We start from the raw sequence: 20,073 nt of genomic DNA, 5'->3' as shown, positions 1-20,073 counted from the left end.
GCCGGCCCGAGCGAGGCGAGGGCGCTCACGCGGTCACCTCCGGGGTGGACCCCGCGACGGGCACGACGTCGGCGGCCGCGGGGGTGACGCGCACCGTGGCGCCCGGGCCGGCGACCTCGGCGAGGAGGCCGCGACCGCTTGCGCGGGTGGGGGCCCAGACGACCCCGTCGACCAGGGTCGGCTCGTGGACGGCGGGCAGCGTCGTGCTCCCCCGCGCCCCCGTGAGGGCGACGGCCGTGGGGCGGCCGAGGGCGTCGTACGCCGCCGTGCCGAGCAGCGCGACCGCCGGGCGCATCGTGGCGAGGTAGGCCTCGTCGCCGTCCTGCAGCGAGCCGCGGTCCACGAGCTGCTTCCAGGTGGCGAGCTCGAGCTCCAGCACGCCGTCGGCGACCTGCGCCGTCGGCAGGGGGCGGGCCGCCGGGGCGGGCCGCCCTCCGGCGGTGCCGGGCGGTGCGGGCAGCGCCGGGCGGGCACCGTCCCAGGCGCCGAGGGCCTCGAGCTGGTCGCGCACCTGGTCGACGGTGCGGAAGCCGAGCGGGTGGCCCATCTCCTCGGCGATGCCCGCCAGCACGCGGGAGTCGGGCAGGCGGTCGTTGCCGCGCAGCACGACGGGGAACGGCCGGCCCCGGCCCTCCCAGGTGACGAACGTGCCGGCCTTCTCCGCCGCGGCCGCCACGGGCAGCACGACGTCGGCGTGGGCGGTGGCCTCGGTGGCGCGCAGCTCGAGGCTGACGACGAACGAGGCGGCCCGCAGGGCGGCGGTGAACGCGGCCGGGTCGGCGAGGTCCTCCCCCGCCACGCCGCCGACCACCAGGCCGGCGAGCTCGCCGGCTGCCGCTGCGGCGACGATGCCGTCGGTGTCGCGCCCGGGGGCGTCCGGCAGGGAGCCGACGCCCCAGGCGGTGGCGGCGTCGACGCGGGCGGCCGGGTCGGCCACGGGGCGGCCGCCGGGCAGCAGGGTCGGCAGGCAGCCGGCCTCGACCGCGCCCCGGTCACCGGCGCGGCGCGGCACCCAGGCCAGGCGGGCACCTGTCGCGGCGGCCAGGCGGGCCGCGGCGGCCAGGGCCCCCGGCGAGGTGGCGAGCCGCTCGCCGACGAGCACGACGTCCTGGGCCTCCAGCGGGCTGCCGGCCAGGTCGGCGGCCCGCGCCGCCAGGCCGTCGAGGACCGCGGCCTCGCCGCCGGGGGCGGTCGGCACGTGGACGGCCGCGAGCTTGCGGGCGCCGCGGGTGAGGTACGGCGCCACGGCGAGCACCGTCGTACCCTTCCGGGTGCCCTTGCGCAGGCGCAGGAACAGCGTCCCGGCCTCCTCCTCGGGCTCGAGCCCGACGAGCACGACGGTGCGGGCGCCCTCGACGTCCCCCATGGTGACCGCCCCGTGCCCGGGGCGGGTGAGCACGACGTGGCTCGCGAGGAAGTCGGCCTCGTCGGGTCCCAGGGGGCGGGCGCGGAAGTCGACGTCGTTGGTGCCGAGCGCGACGCGGGCGAAGGTCGCGTAGGCGTAGGCGTCCTCGACCGTCAGGCGACCGCCGGGCAGCACCCCGACACCGCCGGCGTCGCGGGCGGCGGCCAGGCCGCGGGCGGCGACGGCGAACGCCTCGGTCCACGACGCGGGGCGCAGGGACCCGTCGGCGTCACGCACCTGCGGGTAGCGCAGCCGGTCGGGGGCCGTGGTGTAGCGGAACGCGAAGCGGTCCTTGTCGGTGATCCACTCCTCGTTGACCTCGGGGTCGTCGCCCGCGAGGCGGCGCATGACCGTGCCGCGGCGGTGGTCGACCCGGATCGCGGCGCCGCACGCGTCGTGCTCGGCGACGCTCGGGGTCGAGACGAGGTCGAAGGGCCGGGAGCGGAACCGGTAGGACTCGCTCGTCAGCGCCCCGACGGGGCAGATCTGGATCGTGTTGCCGGAGAAGTAGGACAGGAACGGCGCGCCCGGGGCGATGCCGATCTGCTGCTGCGCCCCGCGCTCCACCAGCGAGATGAAGGGGTCGCCCGGCACCTGCTCGGTGAAGCGGGTGCACCGCTGGCACACGATGCAGCGCTCGCGGTCGAGCAGCACCTGCGGGGAGAGGTTGATGGGCTTCGGGAAGGTGCGCTTCGTGCCCTCGAAGCGGGAGTCGGCGCGGCCGTTGCTCATCGCCTGGTTCTGCAGGGGGCACTCGCCGCCCTTGTCGCAGACGGGGCAGTCGAGCGGGTGGTTGACGAGCAGCAGCTCCATCACGCCCTGCTGCGCCTTGTCGGCGATGCCCGAGGTGGCCTGCGTGTTGACGACCATGCCGTCGGCGACCTCGAGGGTGCAGGACGCCTGCGGCTTGGGCAGTCCGCGCCCGTTGCCGGCGTCCGGCACCTCGACGAGGCACTGGCGGCAGGCGCCGACGGGCTCGAGCAGCGGGTGGTCGCAGAAGCGCGGCACGTGGATGCCGACCTGCTCCGCCGCCCGGATGACGAGCGTCCCCTTGGGGACGGCGACCCCGACCCCGTCGATGGTGACCGTGACGAGGTCCGTCGCGGTGTCCGGTGTCAGGGTCACACCCCCACCTCCTGGGCGTAGGCCGTCGAGGCCGCGGGCGGGAAGAGCTCGCGGCTGGGCGTGTGCATCCCGGCCTCGAACTCCTCGGGGAAGTACTTGATCGCCGACGTGATGGGGCTGGTCGCGCCGTCACCCAGCGCGCAGAACGAGCGGCCGAGGATGTTGTCGCAGAGGTCGAGCAGCTTCTCGACGTCGCCGGGCTGCCCCTCGCCCGCGTCGATGCGGGCCAGCGTCTGCACCAGCCACCACGTGCCCTCGCGGCACGGCGTGCACTTGCCGCACGACTCGTGCTTGTAGAACTCGGTCCAGCGCAGCACGCAGCGCACGACCGAGACCGTCTCGTCGAAGATCTGCAGGGCCCGGGTGCCGAGCATCGAGCCGGCCGCGCCGACCGACTCGTAGTCGAGCGGCACGTCGAGGTGCTCGTCGGTGAGGATCGGCGTGCTCGAGCCGCCGGGCGTCCAGAACTTGAGCCGGTGCCCCTCGCGCACGCCGCCGGCGAGCTCGAGCAGCTGGCGCAGCGTGATGCCGAGCGGCGCCTCGTACTGCCCCGGCCGGGTGACGTGGCCGGAGAGGGAGTAGATGACGAAGCCCTTCGACTTCTCCGTGCCCAGCGAGGCGAACCACTCGGCGCCGTTGCGGATGATGGCGGGCACCGACGCGATGGACTCGACGTTGTTGATGACGGTCGGGCTCGCGTAGAGGCCCGCGACCGCCGGGAACGGCGGGCGCAGCCGCGGCTGGCCGCGCCGCCCCTCGAGGGAGTCGAGCAGCGCCGTCTCCTCGCCGCAGATGTAGGCCCCGGCGCCGGCGTGCACCACCAGGTCGAGGTCGTAGCCCGAGCCGTGGATGTTCGCGCCCAGGTGCCCGGCCAGGTAGGCCTCCTGCACCGCGCGCTGCAGGCGCCGCACGACGTGGAGCACCTCCCCGCGCACGTAGATGAAGGCGTGGTGGGCCCGGATCGCGTAGGCGGAGAGGATGACGCCCTCCACCAGCGTGTGCGGGCTCGCCATCATCAGCGGCACGTCCTTGCAGGTGCCCGGCTCCGACTCGTCGGCGTTGACGACGAGGTACTTCGGGTTCGGGTTGTCCTGCGGGATGAAGCCCCACTTCATGCCGGTCGGGAACCCGGCGCCGCCGCGGCCGCGCAGGCCCGCGTCCTTGACGGCCGTGATCACCTCGTCGGGCGTCATGGCGAAGGCGGTGTCGAGGGCGTCGTACCCCCCGCGGGCCTCGTAGGAGGCCAGGGTCCAGGAGCGCTCGTCGTCCCAGTTGTCGGTGAGCACCGGGGTGAGCGGCGGGATCGCGGTCACTCCTTCCCCTCCTCGATCTTCGTCTCCGACTCCGCGCGTGCGGTGTCGGCCTGCTCGTCCGCGGCGACCGCGGCCCTCTCGCTGGAGTCGGCGTGCTCGTCGGTACGGCGGGCGTCGCTGTCGCTGCGGGGCGCCTCCCACCCGCGCTCGCGGGCCACGCGCAGGCCGGCGAGCGACGCCGTACCGGCCCCGGGGCCCTCGTCCGCGCGGTCGTCGGGGAAGCCGGCCAGCACACGCTCGGCCTCCCGCCAGGTGCAGATGCGGGGGCCGCGGGTGGAGTGGACCTCGGCGCCGGAGCGCAGGTCGTCGACGAGCCGCACGGCGCTCTCGGGCGTCTGGTTGTCGACGAACTCCCAGTTGACCATCACGACCGGGGCGTAGTCGCAGGCCGCGTTGCACTCGACGTGCTCGAGGCTGACGCGGCCGTCGTCGGTGGTCTCGTCGTTGCCGATGCCCAGGTGGTCCTTGAGCGTCGCGAAGATCTCGTCGCCGCCCATGACCGCGCAGAGCGTGTTGGTGCAGACCCCGACGTGGTAGTCGCCGACGAGGCGGCGCTTGTACATCGTGTAGAAGGTCGCGACCCCGCTGACCTCGGCCGGGCTGAGGCCCAGCACGTCGGCGCAGGCCTCGATGCCCGCGGGGGTGATCCGCCCCTGGGCGGACTGCACGAGGTGCAGCATCGGCAGCAGCCCGGAACGGCCCTGGGGGTAGCGCGCGGCGATCTGCCGCAGCTCGCCCAGGGTGGTCGCGTCGAGGGCGGCGGCCTCCAGCGGCCCGGTCCCGGCGCCCGTGACCTCGGTCATCGGTCCACGCCTCCCATCACGGGGTCGATCGAGGCGATCGCGACGATGACGTCGGCGACCATGCCGCCCTCGCTCATCACGCTCGTCGCCTGCAGGTTGGTGAAGGACGGGTCGCGGAAGTGGACCCGGTAGGGGCGCGTCCCGCCGTCGGAGACGACGTGCGCGCCGAGCTCGCCGCGGGGCGACTCCAGCGGCACGTAGGCCTCCCCGGCCGGCACCCGGAAGCCCTCGGTCACCAGCTTGAAGTGGTGGATGAGGGCCTCCATCGACTCGCCCATGATGTGGCGGATGTGGTCGAGGCTGTTGCCCTGCCCGTCGCTGCCGACCGACAGCTGGCTGGGCCAGGCGATCTTCTTGTCGGCCACCATCACGGGCGCCCCGACGAGCCCCTCGAGCCGGGTGACGCACTGCTCGACGATCCGCAGGCTCTCGAACATCTCGTTGACCCGGATGCGGAAGCGGCCGTAGGAGTCGGCCGTGTCCCAGGTCTGCACGTCGAAGTCGTAGGTCTCGTAGCCGCAGACCGGCTGGGTCTTGCGCAGGTCCCACGGGTAGCCCGTCGAGCGCAGCACCGGGCCGGTCATGCCGAGCGCGAGGCAACCCTCGAGGTCGAGGTACCCGACGCCCTCGAGGCGGGCCCGGAAGATCGGGTTGGCGTTGCAGAGCGTGGCGATCTCGGGCAGCCGCTTGCGCATCAGCCCCACGAACGCCCGCACCGCGTCGAGCGAGCCGTCCGGCAGGTCCTGCGCGACGCCGCCGGGGCGGATGAACGCGTGGTTCATGCGCAGCCCGGTGATGAGCTCGAAGAGGTCGAGCACCTGCTCGCGCTCGCGGAACCCGACGGTCATCACCGTCAGCGCCCCCAGCTCCATGCCGCCCGTCGCGATGGCGACGAGGTGGGAGGAGATGCGGTTGAGCTCCATGAGGAGCACCCGCATGACCTGCGCCTTCTCCGGCACCTCGTCCTCGATGTCGAGGAGCCGCTCGACGCCGAGGCAGTAGGTGGCCTCGTTGAAGAACGGGGACAGGTAGTCCATCCGGGTGCAGAACGTGACGCCCTGGGTCCAGGTGCGGAACTCCATGTTCTTCTCGATGCCCGTGTGGAGGTAGCCGATGCCGCAGCGGGCCTCGGTGACCGTCTCGCCCTCGAGCTCGAGGATCAGGCGCAGCACCCCGTGGGTCGACGGGTGCTGCGGACCCATGTTGACGACGATCCGCTCGGCGTCGCCGTCGGCGCCCAGGGCCCCGGCGACCTCGTCCCAGTCCTGGCCGGTGACCGTGAAGACCCGGTCGCCCCGTCCGCCCGCGGCGTCGCGGCCCGCGCCCGCGGCGTACGGGTCGTTCTGCGTGGTGGTGGTCATCAGGTGTACGACCTCCGCTCGTCGGGCGGCGGGATCGTCCCGCCCTTGTACTCCACCGGGATCCCGCCGAGCGGGTAGTCCTTGCGCTGCGGGTGGCCGGGCCAGTCGTCCGGCATGAGGATCCGCGTCAGCGCCGGGTGGCCGTCGAACTGGATGCCGAAGAAGTCCCAGGTCTCCCGCTCGTGCCAGTCGGCCGTCGGGTACGTCGCGACGATGCTCGGCACGTGCGGGTCGCCCTCGGGGCACGACACGTCGAGGCGCACGCGCCGGTTGTGGGTCATCGAGAGCAGGTGGTAGACGGCGTGCAGCTCGGCGCCCACGTCCTCCGGGTGGTGGACCCCGCTGACGCCCGAGCACAGCTCGAAGCGCAGGTCCGGGTCGTCGCGCAGGGCCCGGACCACGGCGGGGAGGTGCTCGCGGCGCACGTGCAGCGTCAGCTCGCCGCGGTGCACCACCACCGAGGCCACCGCCGACGGGTCGCCGACCCGCGCGAGCAGGGTGTCGACGCAGTGGTCGAACCACCCGCCGTACGGGCGCTCGGCCGGGGGCGGGAAGACCACGGCGCGCTGCAGGCCGCCGTACCCGGAGGTGTCGCCGCTGCCGCGCACGCCGAACATGCCGGTACGGCGACCCCGGACGTCGGCGCCGTCCTCGCGGCCGCGGGGGTCGGCCTGGGGCTCGGTGCGGGAGAGGTGGCGCTCCCCCTCGGTGCGGGCGTCGCTCATCGCAGCAGGCCCTTCTGCTCCTCGGTCGGCAGCGCGTTGAGCGCCTCCGTCTCGAGCTCGGCGACCTGCGCGGCGCGGTTCGCGCCGAGCTTGGTGTGCTGCACCTGGTCGTGCAGCTTGAGGATCGCGTCGATGAGCATCTCGGGGCGCGGCGGGCAGCCGGGGAGGTACATGTCGACGGGCACGACGTGGTCGACGCCCTGCACGATCGCGTAGTTGTTGAACATGCCGCCCGAGCTGGCGCACACGCCCATGGCGAGCACCCACTTCGGCTCGGCCATCTGGTCGTAGATCTGGCGCAGGACCGGCGCCATCTTCTGGCTCACCCGGCCTGCGACGATCATCAGGTCGGCCTGGCGGGGGCTGGCCCGGAAGACCTCCATGCCGTAGCGCGACAGGTCGTAGCGCGGGCCGCCGGTCGTCATCATCTCGATGGCGCAGCACGCGAGCCCGAACGTCGCCGGCCAGAAGCTGGCCTTGCGCATGTAGCCCGCCACGCCCTCGACGGTCGTCAGCAGCACCCCGCTGGGGAGCTTCTCCTCGATGCCCATGTCGTCAGTCCCAGTCCAGCCCGCCGCGACGCCACTCGTAGGCGTAGGCGAGCGTGATGTTGAAGAGGAAGAGGAGGACGGCGATCAGGCCGAACCACGAGAGCTGGTCGAAGTGGACCGCCCACGGGACGAGGAACATGATCTCGACGTCGAAGATGATGAAGGTCATCGCGACCGTGTAGTACTTCACCGGGATGCGCCCGCCGCCGAGCGGCTGGGGCGTCGGGTCGATGCCGCACTCGTAGGAGTCGAGACGCGCCCGGTTGTAGCGCCCGGGGCCCGTCATCGTGCTCACCACGACCGAGAAGATCGCGAACCCGCCGGCCAGGGCCAGCAGTGCCAGCACCGGTGCGTAGAGCCCCACGACAGCCTCCCTCCGTCCGTCGCGCGACCCGTCCGCGGGGCCGTCGCCGTTCGCGCTCGTGACCTTGTGAAAGGAATCACATGGTGGCGCGAGTCACACCTTAGACCCCGGGCCGGGCGAGCGCGACCCCCCACGCCCCGGGTGTGACCGGGCCGTGACCTGGCGATTTACCGCACGGCGGAGTGGGGTAATTCGGGCGCGCGGAGGGGCAGGACGGGCTGGGCGCCGGAGTGCGTGGATTCGGTCCAGCGGGCGTCCCACGGCTGAACCCGCGCACACGCGGAGGGCGCCGCTGCGTCGACCTCGGCGGACGTCGTGCGAAGGGTGGCGCGCCCCGTCAGGCGGTGGCGCGGTGGAGGGCGACGATGCCGCCCGAGAGGTTGCGCCACTCGACGCCGGACCAGCCGGCCTCGTCGATGATGGTCGCGAGCCGGGCCTGGTCGGGCCAGGCGCGGATGGACTCGGCCAGGTAGACGTAGGCGTCCGGCGAGGACGACACGGCGGTGGCGACGGGCGGGAGCGCGCGCATCAGGTACTCGACGTACACGGTGCGGAACGGCGACCACGTCGGGTGGGAGAACTCGCAGACCACGAGCGTGCCGCCGGGGCGGGTGACGCGGTGCATCTCGGCGAGGGCGGCGGCGTGGTCGACGACGTTGCGCAGCCCGAAGGAGATGGTGACGGCGTCGAAGCTGTCGTCGGCGAACGGGAGGCGGGTGGCGTCCCCGGCCACGAACGGCAGGTGGGGGCGCGCCTGCTTGCCGACCTGCAGCATGCCGAGGGAGAAGTCGCAGGGCACGACGACCGCGCCGGCGCCGACGAACGGGGCGCTGGAGGTGCCGGTACCGGCCGCGAGGTCGAGCACGAGGTCGCCCGGCTTCGGGTCGATGGCGCGGAAGACGTCACGGCGCCAGCGACGGTCCTGGCCCAGCGACAGCACGTCGTTCGTGATGTCGTAGCGCTTCGCGACCTCGTCGAACATGCGGCGGACGTCGGTCGGTCGTTTGTCGAGCTCTGCGCGGGCCACGGTCGCCAAGCCTACGTCCCGGCCCGGCGCCGGGCCGCCACGGTCGGAGGGGTCGGCACGCCCGCCGGCTTTGTCGACAAGTCGCCGGACCGCTCGGGACTGCTCAGGCGGGCCGCTCAGGCGGAGAGCTCGGCCCAGATCCCGTCGACGAGGGACTGCACGGCCTCGCCGTCGGCGAGGCTGAGCACGAAGGCGCGCACGGTGAGGTCGTCGGAGGTGCGGCGGCACTGCATCTCCTGCACCTGCGGGGTCGGCGACAGCTCTCCGGAGACCACGTCGAGCACGCACTCCACGTCGCCGTACTCGGCGAGCAGCAGGCGGGCCTGGCCCGACTCGGGGTCCTGCAGGGTGGCGGGCACGAGCGGGCCGTCGGGCCCGCGGTAGGCCTGGATCGCGACGAGGGCGCTGGTGGCGAGGTCGAGGTAGCGCTCGGCGTCGGCCGGCACCCCGGAGCGCTCGACGAGCTGCGCGTCGGCGTACGCCCACGACTCCTCGACCTGGGCCAGCTGCTCGGGGTCGCCCTCCTCCTCGAGCACGGCGGTCAGCGAGGTCCAGCGGCCGACGTCCTGCGGCAGCACGAGGTCGCCCGACCCGCCGGAACCGCCGTCCGCCCCCCCGCCCGACCCGCCCTCGGACCCCTCGGCCCCGCCCCCGGCGATGCCTCCGGCCTCGGCAGCGCTGCCGCCGTCCTCGGCCAGCTTGGGGAGCACGACGGCGAGCACGACGAGGAGCAGGAGGGCGACGAGACCGCCGACCGCGGCGAGGACGGAGTCCTTGCGCTTCAGCGTGGCGACGGCGCGGGAGTCGGTGGCAGGCACGGGGTGTGACGGTAGCAACGCCCGCCGCGGGGAGAGGGTGCTCGGGGCCGCAGTACCCTGGCGCGGATGACCACGCGAGCCCCCGAGCCCGGGAACCACGACGCGCTCCCGGCCGATGCAGTGCTGCCGCTCGTCGTGCGCACCGTGCCGCTCGAGAACGGTCCCGGCACCGAGGCGCCCCTCGTCGACCTGCTGCCCGCCGACGGTGCGCTGGCCTGGCTGCGCGGCGGCGAGGGTCTCGTCGGCTGGGGCAGCGCCGCCTCCATCACCACCGCCGGCGCCACCCGCTTCGCCGAGGCCGAGCGCTGGTGGAGCCGCCTCGCGGCGCGCGCCGTGGTGCGCGACGAGGTCGGCACGCCCGGCACCGGCCTCGTCTCCTTCGGCACCTTCGCCTTCGCCGACGACCCCGGTACGTCGACGCTCGTCGTCCCGCGCGTGCTGGTCGGTCAGCGCGGCGGGAGGCGGTGGCTGACGACGATCGGCCACGACACCATCGGCGTGCCCGCCACCCGCGTCGCCGAGCCCCCCGCCGCCCCCCAGGGCCTGGCCTTCGGGCCCGGCGCCCTCGCCGAGCGCGACTGGGAGGCCGTGGTGGCCGACGCCGTGGCGCGCATCGACGCCGGCGACCTCGAGAAGGTCGTGCTCGCCCGCGACCTCGTGGCCCGCCTCGACGAGCCGCTCGACGTCCGCTGGCCGCTGCGGCGCCTCGCGTCGGCGTACCCGACCTGCTGGACCTTCCACGTCGACGGCCTCTTCGGCGCGACGCCGGAGATGCTCGTGCGCCGCGAGCGCGGGCTGGTCACCTCCCGCGTGCTGGCCGGCACGATCCGCCGTACCGGCGACGAGGTGCGCGACGCCGGCCTCGCCGGGGAGCTGGCGCGCTCGTCGAAGGACCTGGAGGAGCACGAGTACGCGGTGCGCTCGGTCGCCGACGCGCTGGAGCCGCACTGCTCGTCGATGAACGTGCCCGAGTCGCCGTTCGTGCTGCACCTGCCGAACGTCATGCACCTGGCCACCGACGTCACCGGCGTCGTGCCGGAGGACGCGTCGGTCACCTCGCTCGGCCTCGCCGCCTCGCTGCACCCCTCCGCCGCCGTCGGCGGCACCCCGACGCCCGCCGCGACCGCGCTCATCACGGCGATCGAGGGCATGGAGCGGGGCCGGTACGCCGGACCCGTCGGCTGGATGGACGCCTCGGGCGACGGCGAGTGGGGCATCGCGCTGCGCTCGGCCCAGGTCGAGCAGCCGGCGCCCGGCGAGACGGGCGGACGCGTGCGGCTCTTCGCGGGCTGCGGCATCGTCGCCGGCTCCGACCCCGCCGCCGAGCTCGCCGAGAGCCAGGCCAAGCTCGAGCCCGTGCGCCACGCGCTGGGCGGCTAGCCCTCCGCCTCGGATCCCCCAGGACGACAGCAGCCCCCGACCGCGGTGCGGTCGGGGGCTGCGTGCGTCGTACGGCGGGGGTCAGCCGCGCGAGTGGCGGATCATGTCCTCGCGGGGCACGACCTTGATGCGCTCGCGGCCGGCGGCCTCGCCGAGCGCCGCCTCGTGGGCGTCGAGCGTCACCCACTCCTCCCACGAGGTGTGGTCGACGCCGCGGTCGGTGAGGTGGCGCAGGATCGCGTCGGCCTCGGTCTGCACCGGCTCGGGCGTGGTGTCGAGGTCGGCGAGCAGGTTGGTGATCGTCTCCTGCGCGTCGGACTTCGTGTGGCCGATGAGGCCGACGGGGCCGCGCTTGACCCAGCCCGTGCAGTAGGTGCCGGGGATGTGGTTGCCGTCGAGGTCGAGCACGCGACCGCCCGCGTTGGGGATCACGTGGTCGGTGTCGTCGAAGGGCACCTCCGGCAGCGCCGACGAGCGGTAGCCGACCGCGCGGTAGACGGCCTGCACCGGGGTGTCGACGAACTCGCCGGTGCCGACCGCGTTGCCCGTGCCGTCGAGCTCGGTCTTCTCGGTGCGGATCGCGACGACCTTGCCGTCCTCGCCGAGGACCTCGACGGGGGCCTGGCACATGTGGATGTGGATGCGGTGCGGGGCGCCGGTCGGCTCGGCCTCGGCGTACTTCAGCAGCGTGTCCACGACGAGCTTGACGCTCTTCGTCTTCTGGATCGCGGCCTGGCCGGCGTCGTCGATCTGGAAGCCCTCCTCGTCCACGAGCACGTCGATGCTCGGGGAGTGCGAGAGCTCGCGCAGCTCCATCGGCGAGAACTTGATCTGCGCCGGGCCGCGACGGGCGAAGACGTGGACGTCGGTCGCGCGGTTCGCCTTCAGGCCCTGGTAGACGTTGTCGGCGATCTCGGTCGTGAGCTGCTCGTCGGCGGGCTTGGCCAGCACGCGGGCCACGTCGAGCGCCACGTTGCCGGCGCCGATGACCGCGACCGACTCGGCCGTGAGCGGCCAGTCGCGCGGGTAGTCGGGGTGCCCGTCGTACCAGGACACGAAGTCGGCCGCCCCGTACGAGCCCTCGAGCTCGATGCCGGGGATGTTCAGGTCCCGGTCGTAGATCGCGCCGGTGGCGAAGATGACCGCGTCGTAGAACTGGCGCAGGTCCTCGAGCTTCAGGTCCGTGCCGAAGTCGACGTTGCCGATGAAGCGGATCTCGTCGCGCGAGAGCACCCGGCGCAGGGCCTTGATGATCTCCTTGATGCGCGGGTGGTCGGGGGCGACGCCGTAGCGGACCAGGCCGTAGGGCGCGGGCAGCCGGTCGAACACGTCGACCTTCGCGCCGTCGTGCTCCTTCGTCAGGATGTCGGCGGCGTAGATGCCAGCGGGGCCGGCGCCGACGACGGCAACACGGATGGGACGCACGATTTTCTCTTCCTCCAGACGACACGCGGGGTTAGGCCAGGCTAACTACCAGGCGTCCATTCTCCCAGGCGACGGGGTGCGAGACCGCTCACGTCCAGATGACGGAGGCGGTACGGCGGTGCGTCGGGCCGGTGCCCGCTCCCCGACGATCGCCCTACGGCAGGTCGGCGCCGTCGGGCAGGCGCACCCACTTCTGGCCCTCGCCGAGCAGGGCGCGAAAGTGCTGGTCGGCCATGCCGAGCCCCAGGTCGGAGTAGACCCGGTCGTGGATCGCGAGGCTCGTGGGCGCCCCGACCTCGCGGGCGAAGTCGATGGCGTCGCCGATGCGCAGCCACGGCGCGCTGACGGGGGCGAGGAGCACGTCGACGGGCTCACCCGGGCCGGTCAGGGCGTCGCCCGGGTGGAACACCCGCCGGCCGCCGACCTCGAGCAGGTAGCCCGAGTTGTCGAAGCGGTCGTAGTCGGGGTGGATGACCGCGTGCTTCTCCCCCACGGCGCGGACGGTGACGCCGGCGGCGTCGAACGTCTCGCCGGGGGCGACGACCACCACCCGCTCGGCGACGTCGGGCGCCTGGGCGGCGATGGCGCGGGCGACGGCCCCGATGGTCCAGATCGGGGCGTCGGTGGCGCGCAGGTGCTCGACGTCGAGGTGGTCGGCGTGCTCGTGGGTGACGAGCACGGCGGTGGCCCCCTCGACGGCCTCGCGCCCGGTGAAGGCGCCGGGGTCGACGACGACGGTGCTGCCGCCCTCGGAGATCCGCACGCAGGCGTGGCCGAACTTCGTGATGCGCATGCCCGCGACGATAGCCCGCGGCGGGCGGGCGGGCGCCGTACCTTCCGTTCACCTGCGACCCCCACCATCCGCCCGTGCAGCGACGACTGGGCCTGGCCGACGCGACGACCCTGGGCATCGCCTCGATGGTCGGGGCGGGGGCCTTCACGGTCCTCGCGCCGGCGACCGCGGCGGCCGGCACCGGCGGCGGGCTGCTGCTCGCGCTGGCGCTGGTGGCCGCCGTCGCCTGGTGCAACGCGGCGTCGTCAGCGCGGCTCGCGGCCCGCCACCCGTCCTCGGGCGGCACCTACGTCTACGGGCGCGCGGAGCTGGGCGAGTGGTGGGGGTACGCCGCGGGGTGGTGCTTCGTCGTCGGCAAGACCGCCAGCTGCGCGGCCATGGCGACGGCGTTCGCGGCCTACGTGCTGCCCGGCGAGCCGACCGCCCGCCGGTTCCTGGCCGCCGCGGCGGTCGCCCTGCTGACGCTCGTCGCGGTGACCGGCGCGACCCGCACGGCACGGGCCGCGCGGGTCATCGTCAGCATCGCGCTCCTCGGGCTGCTGACCGCCGCCGGCCTCGGGCTGCTCGCCACGGACCCCGCGGGCACCACCGACGACCTGCTGGGCGGCCCGCTCGACGCGTACGGCGTCGCCCAGGCCGCCGGCCTGCTGTTCTTCGCCTTCGCCGGCTACGCCCGCGTCGCCACGCTCGGCGAGGAGGTGCGCGACCCGGCCCGCACGATCCCGCGGGCGATCGCGCTCGCCTTCGGCTTCGTGCTGGTGGTGTACGTCGTGCTCGCGGTCGCGCTGCTGCGCGGGCTCGGGCCCGAGCGCCTTGCCGACTCCCCCGCACCGGTGCGCGCCCTCGTCGACGGCGCCGGCGCCGACTGGGCCGTGCCGCTCGTCGTGGTCGGCGCGGCCGCCGCCTCGCTCGGCGCCCTGCTGGGCCTGCTGGCCGGCATCTCGCGCACCGGCCTGGCCATGGCCCGCGACGGCGAGCTGCCGGCGTACCTGTCGGGGGTGCACCCGCGGTACGACGTCCCCCACCACGCGCAGCTGCTCGTCGGCGCCGTCGTGGTGGTGCTCGTGCTGACCCTCGACCTGCGTGAGGCGGTGGGGTTCAGCTCGTTCGGGGTGCTGCTCTACTACCTGGTCGCGAACCTCGCCGCGGGCGCGATGCGGCGCCGGGAGACGGGGCGGCCGGGGGTCGTGCCGGTGGCGGGCGCGATCGGCTGCCTCGGTCTCGCGCTGGTGCTGCCGCCCGCCTCCGTGGTCGCGGGCGCCGGGGTCGTGGCGCTGGGCCTCGTGGTGCGGGCCGTGCGGCTGGCGACGCGAACGGGGGCGGGTGCCGCGTGAACGGGTGGGTACCGTCGAGCCATGACCAGGTGGACGCGAGATGAACTGCAGGTGGACTTCTCGGCTGTCGCTGCGGAGGACGGCCCCCCGCACGACGTGCCCGGGCTCCCCTCGCTCGACGAGTACGACCCGAACGCCCAGGCCCCGGTGCCGCCGGAGGAGCACCCGCACCTGGGCACGACGATCGCGGGGCAGCTGAGCGGCTTCCCCGTCGACGACCCGCACCTCGTCTGAGCGCCCCGGGGTTTCCCCGCCTAGGCGGGGAAACCTGTGCTCTACGACCCAGGCATTGGTCGTAGAGCACATGATTCCCCGCTCAAGCGGGGAATACTGCGCCTCGACTCAGCGCGCGACGGCGTGCAGCGGCTCCTCGCCGGCGACGTGGCGGCGCAGGTTCTCCGCGATGATCGCGAACAGCCGGGGCCGCATGGCAGTGGTCCCGCCCGCGACGTGCGGCGTGATGATCGTGCCCGGCGCGGACCACAGCGGGTGGTCGGCCGGCAGGGGCTCCGGGTCGACGACGTCGAGCGCCGCGCGCAGGCGCCCGCTGCTCAGCTCCGCCAGCAGGGCGTCGGTGTCCACCACCTTGCCGCGGCCCACGTTCACCAGCAGCGCGCCGTCGGGCAGCGCGGCCAGGAACTCCGCGTCCACCAGCCCGCGCGTCGCGTCGGTCAGTGGCGTCACGACGATGACGACGTCGGCGGTCGGCAGCAGGGTCGGCAGCTCGTCGACGCCGTGCACCGCGCCGTGCGGCCCGCTGCGCGCCTTCGTCGCCACCGGGACGACCTCGCACTCGAAGCCCTCGAGCCGACGGTGGATCGCCTCGCCGATCGAGCCGTAGCCGACGATCAGCACCCGGCGGTCCGCCACCGACGGACCGTCGTTGGCCTGGCTCCACTCCCCCCGCTGCTGCTGGGCGAACCACCGCGGCAGGTCGCGCTGGGCCGCCAGCAGCAGGGCGACGGCGAGCTCCGCCGTACCCGGGTCGTGGACGCCCGCGGCGCGGCACAGGGCGACGTCCTCGGGCACGACGCCCAGCAGGTGGTCGACGCCCGCGCTCGGGGCCTGCACGACGCGCAGCGCCGGCATGCGGGTGACGACGGCGGGATCGGCCTTGCCGAAGTACGGCGGCACGTAGAACTCGACCTCGTCGATCCCGTCCGGCTCGTGCTCGCCGTCGTAGCGGGCGTAGGTCAGGCCGTCCGGCAGCGGGCCGACGACCTCCTCCACCTCGGAGCGGTCGAAGTCCATCCACACCTGGGCCATGCGGCCAACCCTAGGAGGCGGCGGGACCGGCCGGGAAACGGGTGGCGGCCCCGGGTGCGGCCGCGGTGGGATGGGCCCGTGACCCTCCCCGCCGACGTGCGCCTGCGCCGCGCCACCCCCGCCGACGCCGAGGCCGGCGCCCGCCTCCACGCGACCTGCTGGGACGAGGGCTACCGCGGCGTCATCGCCGACGAGCACCTCGACCGGGTGCTCGCCCGCCACCCCCAGCGGGTGGAGCTGTGGGAGCAGCTGGTGGCCCAGGGCGTCCACCTCGCGGTACGGCGGGACGCGGCCGCCGAGGAGCTGCTCGGGTTCGCCGTGGCCGGGCCGGCGCGCGACCCCGACGCCCCCACGGAGCGCGAGCTGGGGGCGATCTACGTGCGCCGCGCGGCCTGGGGCACGGGGGTCGCCGACGCCCTGCTGACGGCCGCGTTGGGCGACGAGCCGGCCTGCCTGTGGGTGCTGGCCGACAACCCGCGGGCGCACCGGTTCTACGCCCGCCACGGCTTCGTCCCCGACGGCACCAGCACGCACGACGAGAGCATCGACGCCCTCGAGGTGCGGCTGGTGCGGGCCTAGCCGCCCCGGCTCACTCCGTCGGCTCGGCCGCCAGTCCCCGCAGCCGCAGGTCGAGCGCGCGGCGGTTGTCGCGGCGTACCCGCACCTCGACGACCTCCACCCCGCCCGCCGGGGAGGCGAGCGCGTGCTCCAGCTCGGGCAGCGACTCCACCCGCCAGTGCGGCGTCCGCGTCGCGGCGCACAGCGCCGCCAGGTCGGTGCCGTGCGGCGTGCCGAAGAGGGTGTCGAAGGCGTCGCCGTGCCGCTCGTCGCCCTGCTCCAGCATCGTGAAGATCGAGCCGCCGTCGTCGTTGACCACGACGAGGGTGAGGTCGGGCCGCTCCTCGCGGGGGCCGAGCACGAGGCCGCCCGCGTCGTGGAGGAACGTCACGTCGCCGAGCAGCGCGAGCGCGCGCGAGGACCCCTCGCGGCCGAGCGCCGCGCCGATCGCCGTCGAGACCGTGCCGTCGATGCCCGCCAGCCCCCGGTTGGCGAGCACCAGGCGCCGCTCCCCCGCCGGGGGCGGGGCGGCCATCACGTCGAGGTCGCGGATCGGGCTGGAGGCGCCGACGACGAGCAGGCCGCCCGCCGGGAGGGCCCGCGCGACCGCGGCCGCCACCTCGTACGGCGTGAGCTCCGGCTCCGCGGCCACCGCCGCGTCGAGGCGCCGCGAGACCGCGCGGTCGGCGTCCTGCCACTCCCGCAGCCAGGCGAGGTCGGGGCCCCCGTCCCCGTCGCCGGTCCCGTCCCCGGACCCGTTGGCGGACCCGTCGTCGGACCGGGGCGCGGCGAGGGCGTCGTGCTCGGCGGCCACGGGGAACGGCCGGCGGGTCCACCGCCCGGCGTGGCGCCAGGAGACGACCTCGACGTCCGCGCGCTCCAGCAGCCGGGTGACCGGCCGGGACAGCGTCGGGTGCCCGGCGACGACGACGCGCTCCACGCGCGCGCCGAGCGGCCCGTCGAGCAGCAGGCGGTAGGCGCGCAGCGCGTTGGGGCCCGTCCGCGCCCCCGAGCTGGGCTCGGCGAGCAGGGGCCAGCCGGCGGCTTCGGCCAGGATGCGCGCCGGGGGCCCGGCGTCGTCGCCCGCGACGACCACGGTGCGCGGGCCGGCGGGCAGGACGTGCGCCGAGCCGTCCTCGACCGCGCGGCGGTACGCCGCCCCGAGGCGCGACCGGCCCACCTCCCGCGGCAGCGGCGACGGCACCGCGGCGGCCGGCCAGGGCGCGGTCGGCACGAGCACGCCGGAGAGCTGCACGTTGAGCTGCACGGGCCCGGCGACGGCGAGGAGGTCGGTGTCGACCTCGCCCGGCGCGGCGAGGTCGTGGAAGGCGGCGGCGTCGCCGAAGATCCGCACCTGGTCGGTGGTCTGGCTCGCGCCCGTGCCGCGCAGCGACGCCGGCCGGTCGGCGGTCACGACGACGAGCGGTACGGCGCTGTGGGTGGCCTCGAGCACCGCCGGGTGGAGGTTCGCGACAGCCGTGCCCGACGTGCACACGACGGCGGCCCGCGACCCGCCCCGCGTCAGGCCGAGGGCCAGGAACCCTGCGGTCCGCTCGTCGACGCGGGTGTGCAGGCGCAGCGCGCCCGCGGCGGCCGCGTCGTACGCCGCGAAGGCCAGCGGCGCGTTGCGCGAGCCGGGCGACAGCACGACCTCCCGCACGCCCGCGCGCACCAGCGCGCCCACGACCGCCCGGGCGAGCAGCACGGCGGCGGGCTCGGTGGCCGGCTCGGTGGGCGGCTCGACGGGTTGCTCGACGGGCTGCTCGGGCGGGGTCACGAGCGGCGATCCTGCCGCACGGCGCCGACGGCTGCGAGCCGGTCGGCCCACCACGCCACCCGGTCGGGGGCGGCGGCGTGGCGCTCCAGCAGCCCCGGGTCCGGTACGACGGAGCGCACCGGCAGCATCCCGTCGACCGGCAGCAGCGGCTCGGCCACGACGTCCTCGGCGAGCAGCTGCACGGTGGCCAGGCCGCAGGCGTGCGGCAGCTCGGGCAGGGCGGCGGCGAGCGCGACCCCGGCGGCGATGCCGACCGACGACTCCAGTGCCGACGACACGACGACGGGCAGCCCGATGTCCTCGGCGATCCGCAGGCAGGCCGCGACGCCGCCGAGGGGCTGCACCTTGAGCACGGCGATGTCGGCCGCCTCGAGGTCGCGCACCCGGTAGGGGTCCGCGGCCCGGCGGATCGACTCGTCGGCGGCGATCGGCACGTCGACGCGGCGGCGGACCGCCGCCAGCTCCTCGACGCTCGCGCACGGCTGCTCGACGTACTCCAGCCCCCCGACCGCCCGGTCGAGCACCCCGATGGCGCGGACGGCCTCGTCGAGCGACCAGCCGCCGTTCGCGTCGACGCGCACGTGGCCCGCGGGGCCCAGCGCGTCCCGCACCGCCTCGAGGCGGGCGACGTCGTCGGCGAGGGTCTGGCCGCGCTCGGCGACCTTCACCTTCGCGGTGGTGCAGCCGCCGGCCCGCACGATCCGGTGCGCGGCCTCGGGGTCGGTGGCGGGCACCGTCACGTTGACGGGTACGGCGTCGCGCACCGGCGCCGGCCACGCGCCGGCCGCGGCCTCCTCGGCGCAGGCCAGCCACGGCTCGGCGGTGGGTGCGTCGTACTCGAGGAAGGGCGACCACTCCCCCCAGCCGGAGCCGCCCGGCCCCGCCGACCCCGCTGTCCCGTCGGTCTCGACGAGCGCGACCTCGCGGGTGGTGATCCCCCGGAACCGGGTGCGCAGACCGAGCGCGACGACGTGGAGCCTCATCCCTCCACCATCCCCCGCAGCGCCAGCCGGTCGGTCTTGCCGTTGGGCAGCAGGGGGACGGCGTCGAGCAGCACGACCTGCCGCGGCGCCCAGGCGCGCGGGTGCTCGGCGGCGACCCAGTCGCGCAGGCCCTCGAGGTCGGGCGCAGGGCCTCCGGCGCTGGCCCCGGCACCACCCGCCGGCACCACCCACGCCACGACGCGCCGGCCCCACTCGGGGTCCTCGACGCCGAGCACCTCGGCCGCGGCGACGCCGGGGTGGGCGCGCAGCCGCCGCGCGACCACCGGGGTCGGCACGTTGACGCCGCCGGAGACGACGAGGTCGTCGACGCGGCCGAGCAGCTCGAGGCGGCCGTCGGGGAGCAGGCGCCCCGCGTCGGAGGTGCGGAACCACCCGTCCACCAGCACCTCGGCGGTGAGAGCGGGGTCGCCGTCGTAGCCGTCGAAGAGGGTGGGTCCGGCGATCGCGACGCGACCGTCGTCCTCGAGCCGCAGGCGCACGCCGGGCAGCGGCCACCCGTCGTACACGCAGCCGCCCGCGGTCTCCGCGGAGCCGTAGGTCGCGACGACCCGCACGCCGGCGGCGCCCGCCCGCACGCGCAGCCCGGGGTCGATGGGCCCGCCGCCGAGCAGCACGGTGTGGAAGCGCTGCAGCGCCGCGGTCGCGGCCGGGTCGTCGAGCAGGCGGAACAGCTGGGTCGGCACGAGGGAGACGAGGTGGGGCACGCCGGGCGTCATCGCCGCCGCGGCCTCGACGAACCCGGGGTGGTCGTCGAGCAGCACGGGCCGGTGGCCGGCGGCCAGCGAGCGGGCGACGACCTGCACGCCGGCGACGTACGTCGCGGGGAGGGCGAGCAGCCACTGCCCGCGGGCTCCGAGCACCTCGGCGGTCGCCTCGCCCGAGGCGCGCACGGCCCGCCGCGACAGCACGACGCGCTTGGGCCGACCGGTGGAGCCGGAGGTCTCGACGATCAGCGGCTCGGGCTCCGCGGGGGCCTCCAGCCAGGCGGCGAGGGCCTCGACGACGGAGGCCGGTGGACCGGCGACGGGGCGCAGGGAGGACACC

At 75.3% G+C, this 20,073-nt stretch carries 19 protein-coding genes; 4 read left to right on the top strand and 15 right to left on the bottom strand.

The genetic code is table 11. From position 1 onward, the window contains the following. Window positions 1-25: 25 nt before the first annotated feature. From ACOACO_RS05685 to ACOACO_RS05645, 9 genes are all read right to left on the bottom strand, one after another. Window positions 26-2,530 carry an NADH-quinone oxidoreductase subunit G gene (locus tag ACOACO_RS05685; protein ID WP_420295269.1) on the bottom strand — a complete coding sequence of 835 codons (2,505 nt, stop codon included), beginning with the start codon at window positions 2,528-2,530 and terminating at the stop codon, window positions 26-28. Next, the gene (nuoF, locus tag ACOACO_RS05680) at window positions 2,527-3,843 is read right to left on the bottom strand and encodes an NADH-quinone oxidoreductase subunit NuoF (protein ID WP_420295268.1); all 1,317 of its coding nucleotides are present in this window, start codon (window positions 3,841-3,843) and stop codon (window positions 2,527-2,529) included. Before nuoF ends, ACOACO_RS05685 begins: the two co-directional genes overlap by 4 nt. Then, the gene (gene nuoE / locus ACOACO_RS05675) at window positions 3,840-4,646 is read right to left on the bottom strand and encodes an NADH-quinone oxidoreductase subunit NuoE (RefSeq protein WP_420295267.1); all 807 of its coding nucleotides are present in this window, start codon (window positions 4,644-4,646) and stop codon (window positions 3,840-3,842) included. Before nuoE ends, nuoF begins: the two co-directional genes overlap by 4 nt. Continuing rightward, window positions 4,643-6,007, bottom strand: coding sequence for an NADH-quinone oxidoreductase subunit D (locus ACOACO_RS05670; RefSeq protein WP_420295266.1), 1,365 nt, complete (start codon window positions 6,005-6,007; stop codon window positions 4,643-4,645). Before ACOACO_RS05670 ends, nuoE begins: the two co-directional genes overlap by 4 nt. Beyond that, window positions 6,007-6,732, bottom strand: a complete 726-nt coding sequence (locus tag ACOACO_RS05665) for an NADH-quinone oxidoreductase subunit C (RefSeq protein WP_420295265.1) — start codon at window positions 6,730-6,732, stop codon at window positions 6,007-6,009. The genes ACOACO_RS05670 and ACOACO_RS05665 overlap by 1 nt, the downstream gene beginning before the upstream one ends. After that, window positions 6,729-7,283: a NuoB/complex I 20 kDa subunit family protein gene (locus ACOACO_RS05660; protein ID WP_420295264.1), complete on the bottom strand. Its 555-nt coding sequence runs from the start codon at window positions 7,281-7,283 to the stop codon at window positions 6,729-6,731. Before ACOACO_RS05660 ends, ACOACO_RS05665 begins: the two co-directional genes overlap by 4 nt. A 4-nt stretch (window positions 7,284-7,287) precedes the next feature. After that, window positions 7,288-7,647: an NADH-quinone oxidoreductase subunit A gene (locus ACOACO_RS05655; RefSeq protein WP_420295263.1), complete on the bottom strand. Its 360-nt coding sequence runs from the start codon at window positions 7,645-7,647 to the stop codon at window positions 7,288-7,290. Window positions 7,648-7,984: 337 nt separating this feature from the next. Further along, window positions 7,985-8,674, bottom strand: coding sequence for a demethylmenaquinone methyltransferase (locus ACOACO_RS05650; protein WP_420295262.1), 690 nt, complete (start codon window positions 8,672-8,674; stop codon window positions 7,985-7,987). A 116-nt stretch (window positions 8,675-8,790) separates the two neighbouring features. Next, on the bottom strand, window positions 8,791-9,492 hold the full coding sequence (locus ACOACO_RS05645) for a hypothetical protein (protein ID WP_420295261.1): 702 nt from the start codon (window positions 9,490-9,492) through the stop codon (window positions 8,791-8,793). Window positions 9,493-9,558: 66 nt separating this feature from the next. On the opposite strand from ACOACO_RS05645, the gene ACOACO_RS05640 reads away from it, so the two are divergent. Beyond that, window positions 9,559-10,872: an isochorismate synthase gene (locus ACOACO_RS05640; protein ID WP_420295260.1), complete on the top strand. Its 1,314-nt coding sequence runs from the start codon at window positions 9,559-9,561 to the stop codon at window positions 10,870-10,872. 81 nt (window positions 10,873-10,953) lie between these two features. Here ACOACO_RS05640 and ACOACO_RS05635 read toward each other — a convergent pair whose 3' ends face one another. Continuing rightward, a complete protein-coding gene (locus ACOACO_RS05635) occupies window positions 10,954-12,297 on the bottom strand; it encodes an FAD-dependent oxidoreductase (RefSeq protein ID WP_420295259.1) in 1,344 nt (447 codons plus the stop codon). 154 nt (window positions 12,298-12,451) lie between these two features. Then, on the bottom strand, window positions 12,452-13,090 hold the full coding sequence (locus tag ACOACO_RS05630; RefSeq protein WP_420295258.1) for an MBL fold metallo-hydrolase: 639 nt from the start codon (window positions 13,088-13,090) through the stop codon (window positions 12,452-12,454). Between the two features lie 74 nt (window positions 13,091-13,164). Here ACOACO_RS05630 and ACOACO_RS05625 point away from each other — a divergent pair, with 74 nt between their 5' ends. Together ACOACO_RS05625 and ACOACO_RS05620 are read left to right on the top strand one after the other, a co-directional pair. Next, window positions 13,165-14,424 (top strand): APC family permease, encoded by a 1,260-nt coding sequence (locus tag ACOACO_RS05625; RefSeq protein WP_420295257.1) that lies wholly within the window; start codon window positions 13,165-13,167, stop codon window positions 14,422-14,424. A 21-nt stretch (window positions 14,425-14,445) separates the two neighbouring features. Then, entirely contained in the window at window positions 14,446-14,658 is a 213-nt protein-coding gene (locus ACOACO_RS05620) for a hypothetical protein (protein WP_420295256.1), read from the top strand. 108 nt (window positions 14,659-14,766) lie between these two features. On the opposite strand, the gene ACOACO_RS05615 is transcribed toward ACOACO_RS05620, so the two are convergent. Then, window positions 14,767-15,690, bottom strand: a complete 924-nt coding sequence (locus ACOACO_RS05615; protein WP_420295255.1) for a 2-hydroxyacid dehydrogenase — start codon at window positions 15,688-15,690, stop codon at window positions 14,767-14,769. A 78-nt stretch (window positions 15,691-15,768) separates the two neighbouring features. On the opposite strand from ACOACO_RS05615, the gene ACOACO_RS05610 reads away from it, so the two are divergent. Further along, window positions 15,769-16,269 carry a GNAT family N-acetyltransferase gene (locus ACOACO_RS05610; protein WP_420295254.1) on the top strand — a complete coding sequence of 167 codons (501 nt, stop codon included), beginning with the start codon at window positions 15,769-15,771 and terminating at the stop codon, window positions 16,267-16,269. A 10-nt stretch (window positions 16,270-16,279) separates the two neighbouring features. On the opposite strand, the gene menD is transcribed toward ACOACO_RS05610, so the two are convergent. Genes menD through ACOACO_RS05595 form a run of 3 tightly spaced genes read right to left on the bottom strand, consistent with a single transcriptional unit; the run spans window position 16,280 to window position 20,072 of the window. After that, a complete protein-coding gene (gene menD / locus ACOACO_RS05605) occupies window positions 16,280-18,025 on the bottom strand; it encodes a 2-succinyl-5-enolpyruvyl-6-hydroxy-3-cyclohexene-1-carboxylic-acid synthase (protein ID WP_420295253.1) in 1,746 nt (581 codons plus the stop codon). Beyond that, the gene (locus tag ACOACO_RS05600; protein ID WP_420295252.1) at window positions 18,022-19,008 is read right to left on the bottom strand and encodes an o-succinylbenzoate synthase; all 987 of its coding nucleotides are present in this window, start codon (window positions 19,006-19,008) and stop codon (window positions 18,022-18,024) included. The genes menD and ACOACO_RS05600 overlap by 4 nt, the downstream gene beginning before the upstream one ends. Beyond that, on the bottom strand, window positions 19,005-20,072 hold the full coding sequence (locus ACOACO_RS05595; RefSeq protein WP_420295251.1) for an AMP-binding protein: 1,068 nt from the start codon (window positions 20,070-20,072) through the stop codon (window positions 19,005-19,007). Before ACOACO_RS05595 ends, ACOACO_RS05600 begins: the two co-directional genes overlap by 4 nt. Window position 20,073 lies beyond the last annotated feature (1 nt).

Source organism: Nocardioides sp. CPCC 205120, assembly GCF_048654585.1.
In the GTDB taxonomy this organism is placed as follows: Bacteria; Actinomycetota; Actinomycetes; order Propionibacteriales; family Nocardioidaceae; genus Nocardioides.
This window is presented reverse-complemented; position numbering and strand designations above follow the sequence as displayed.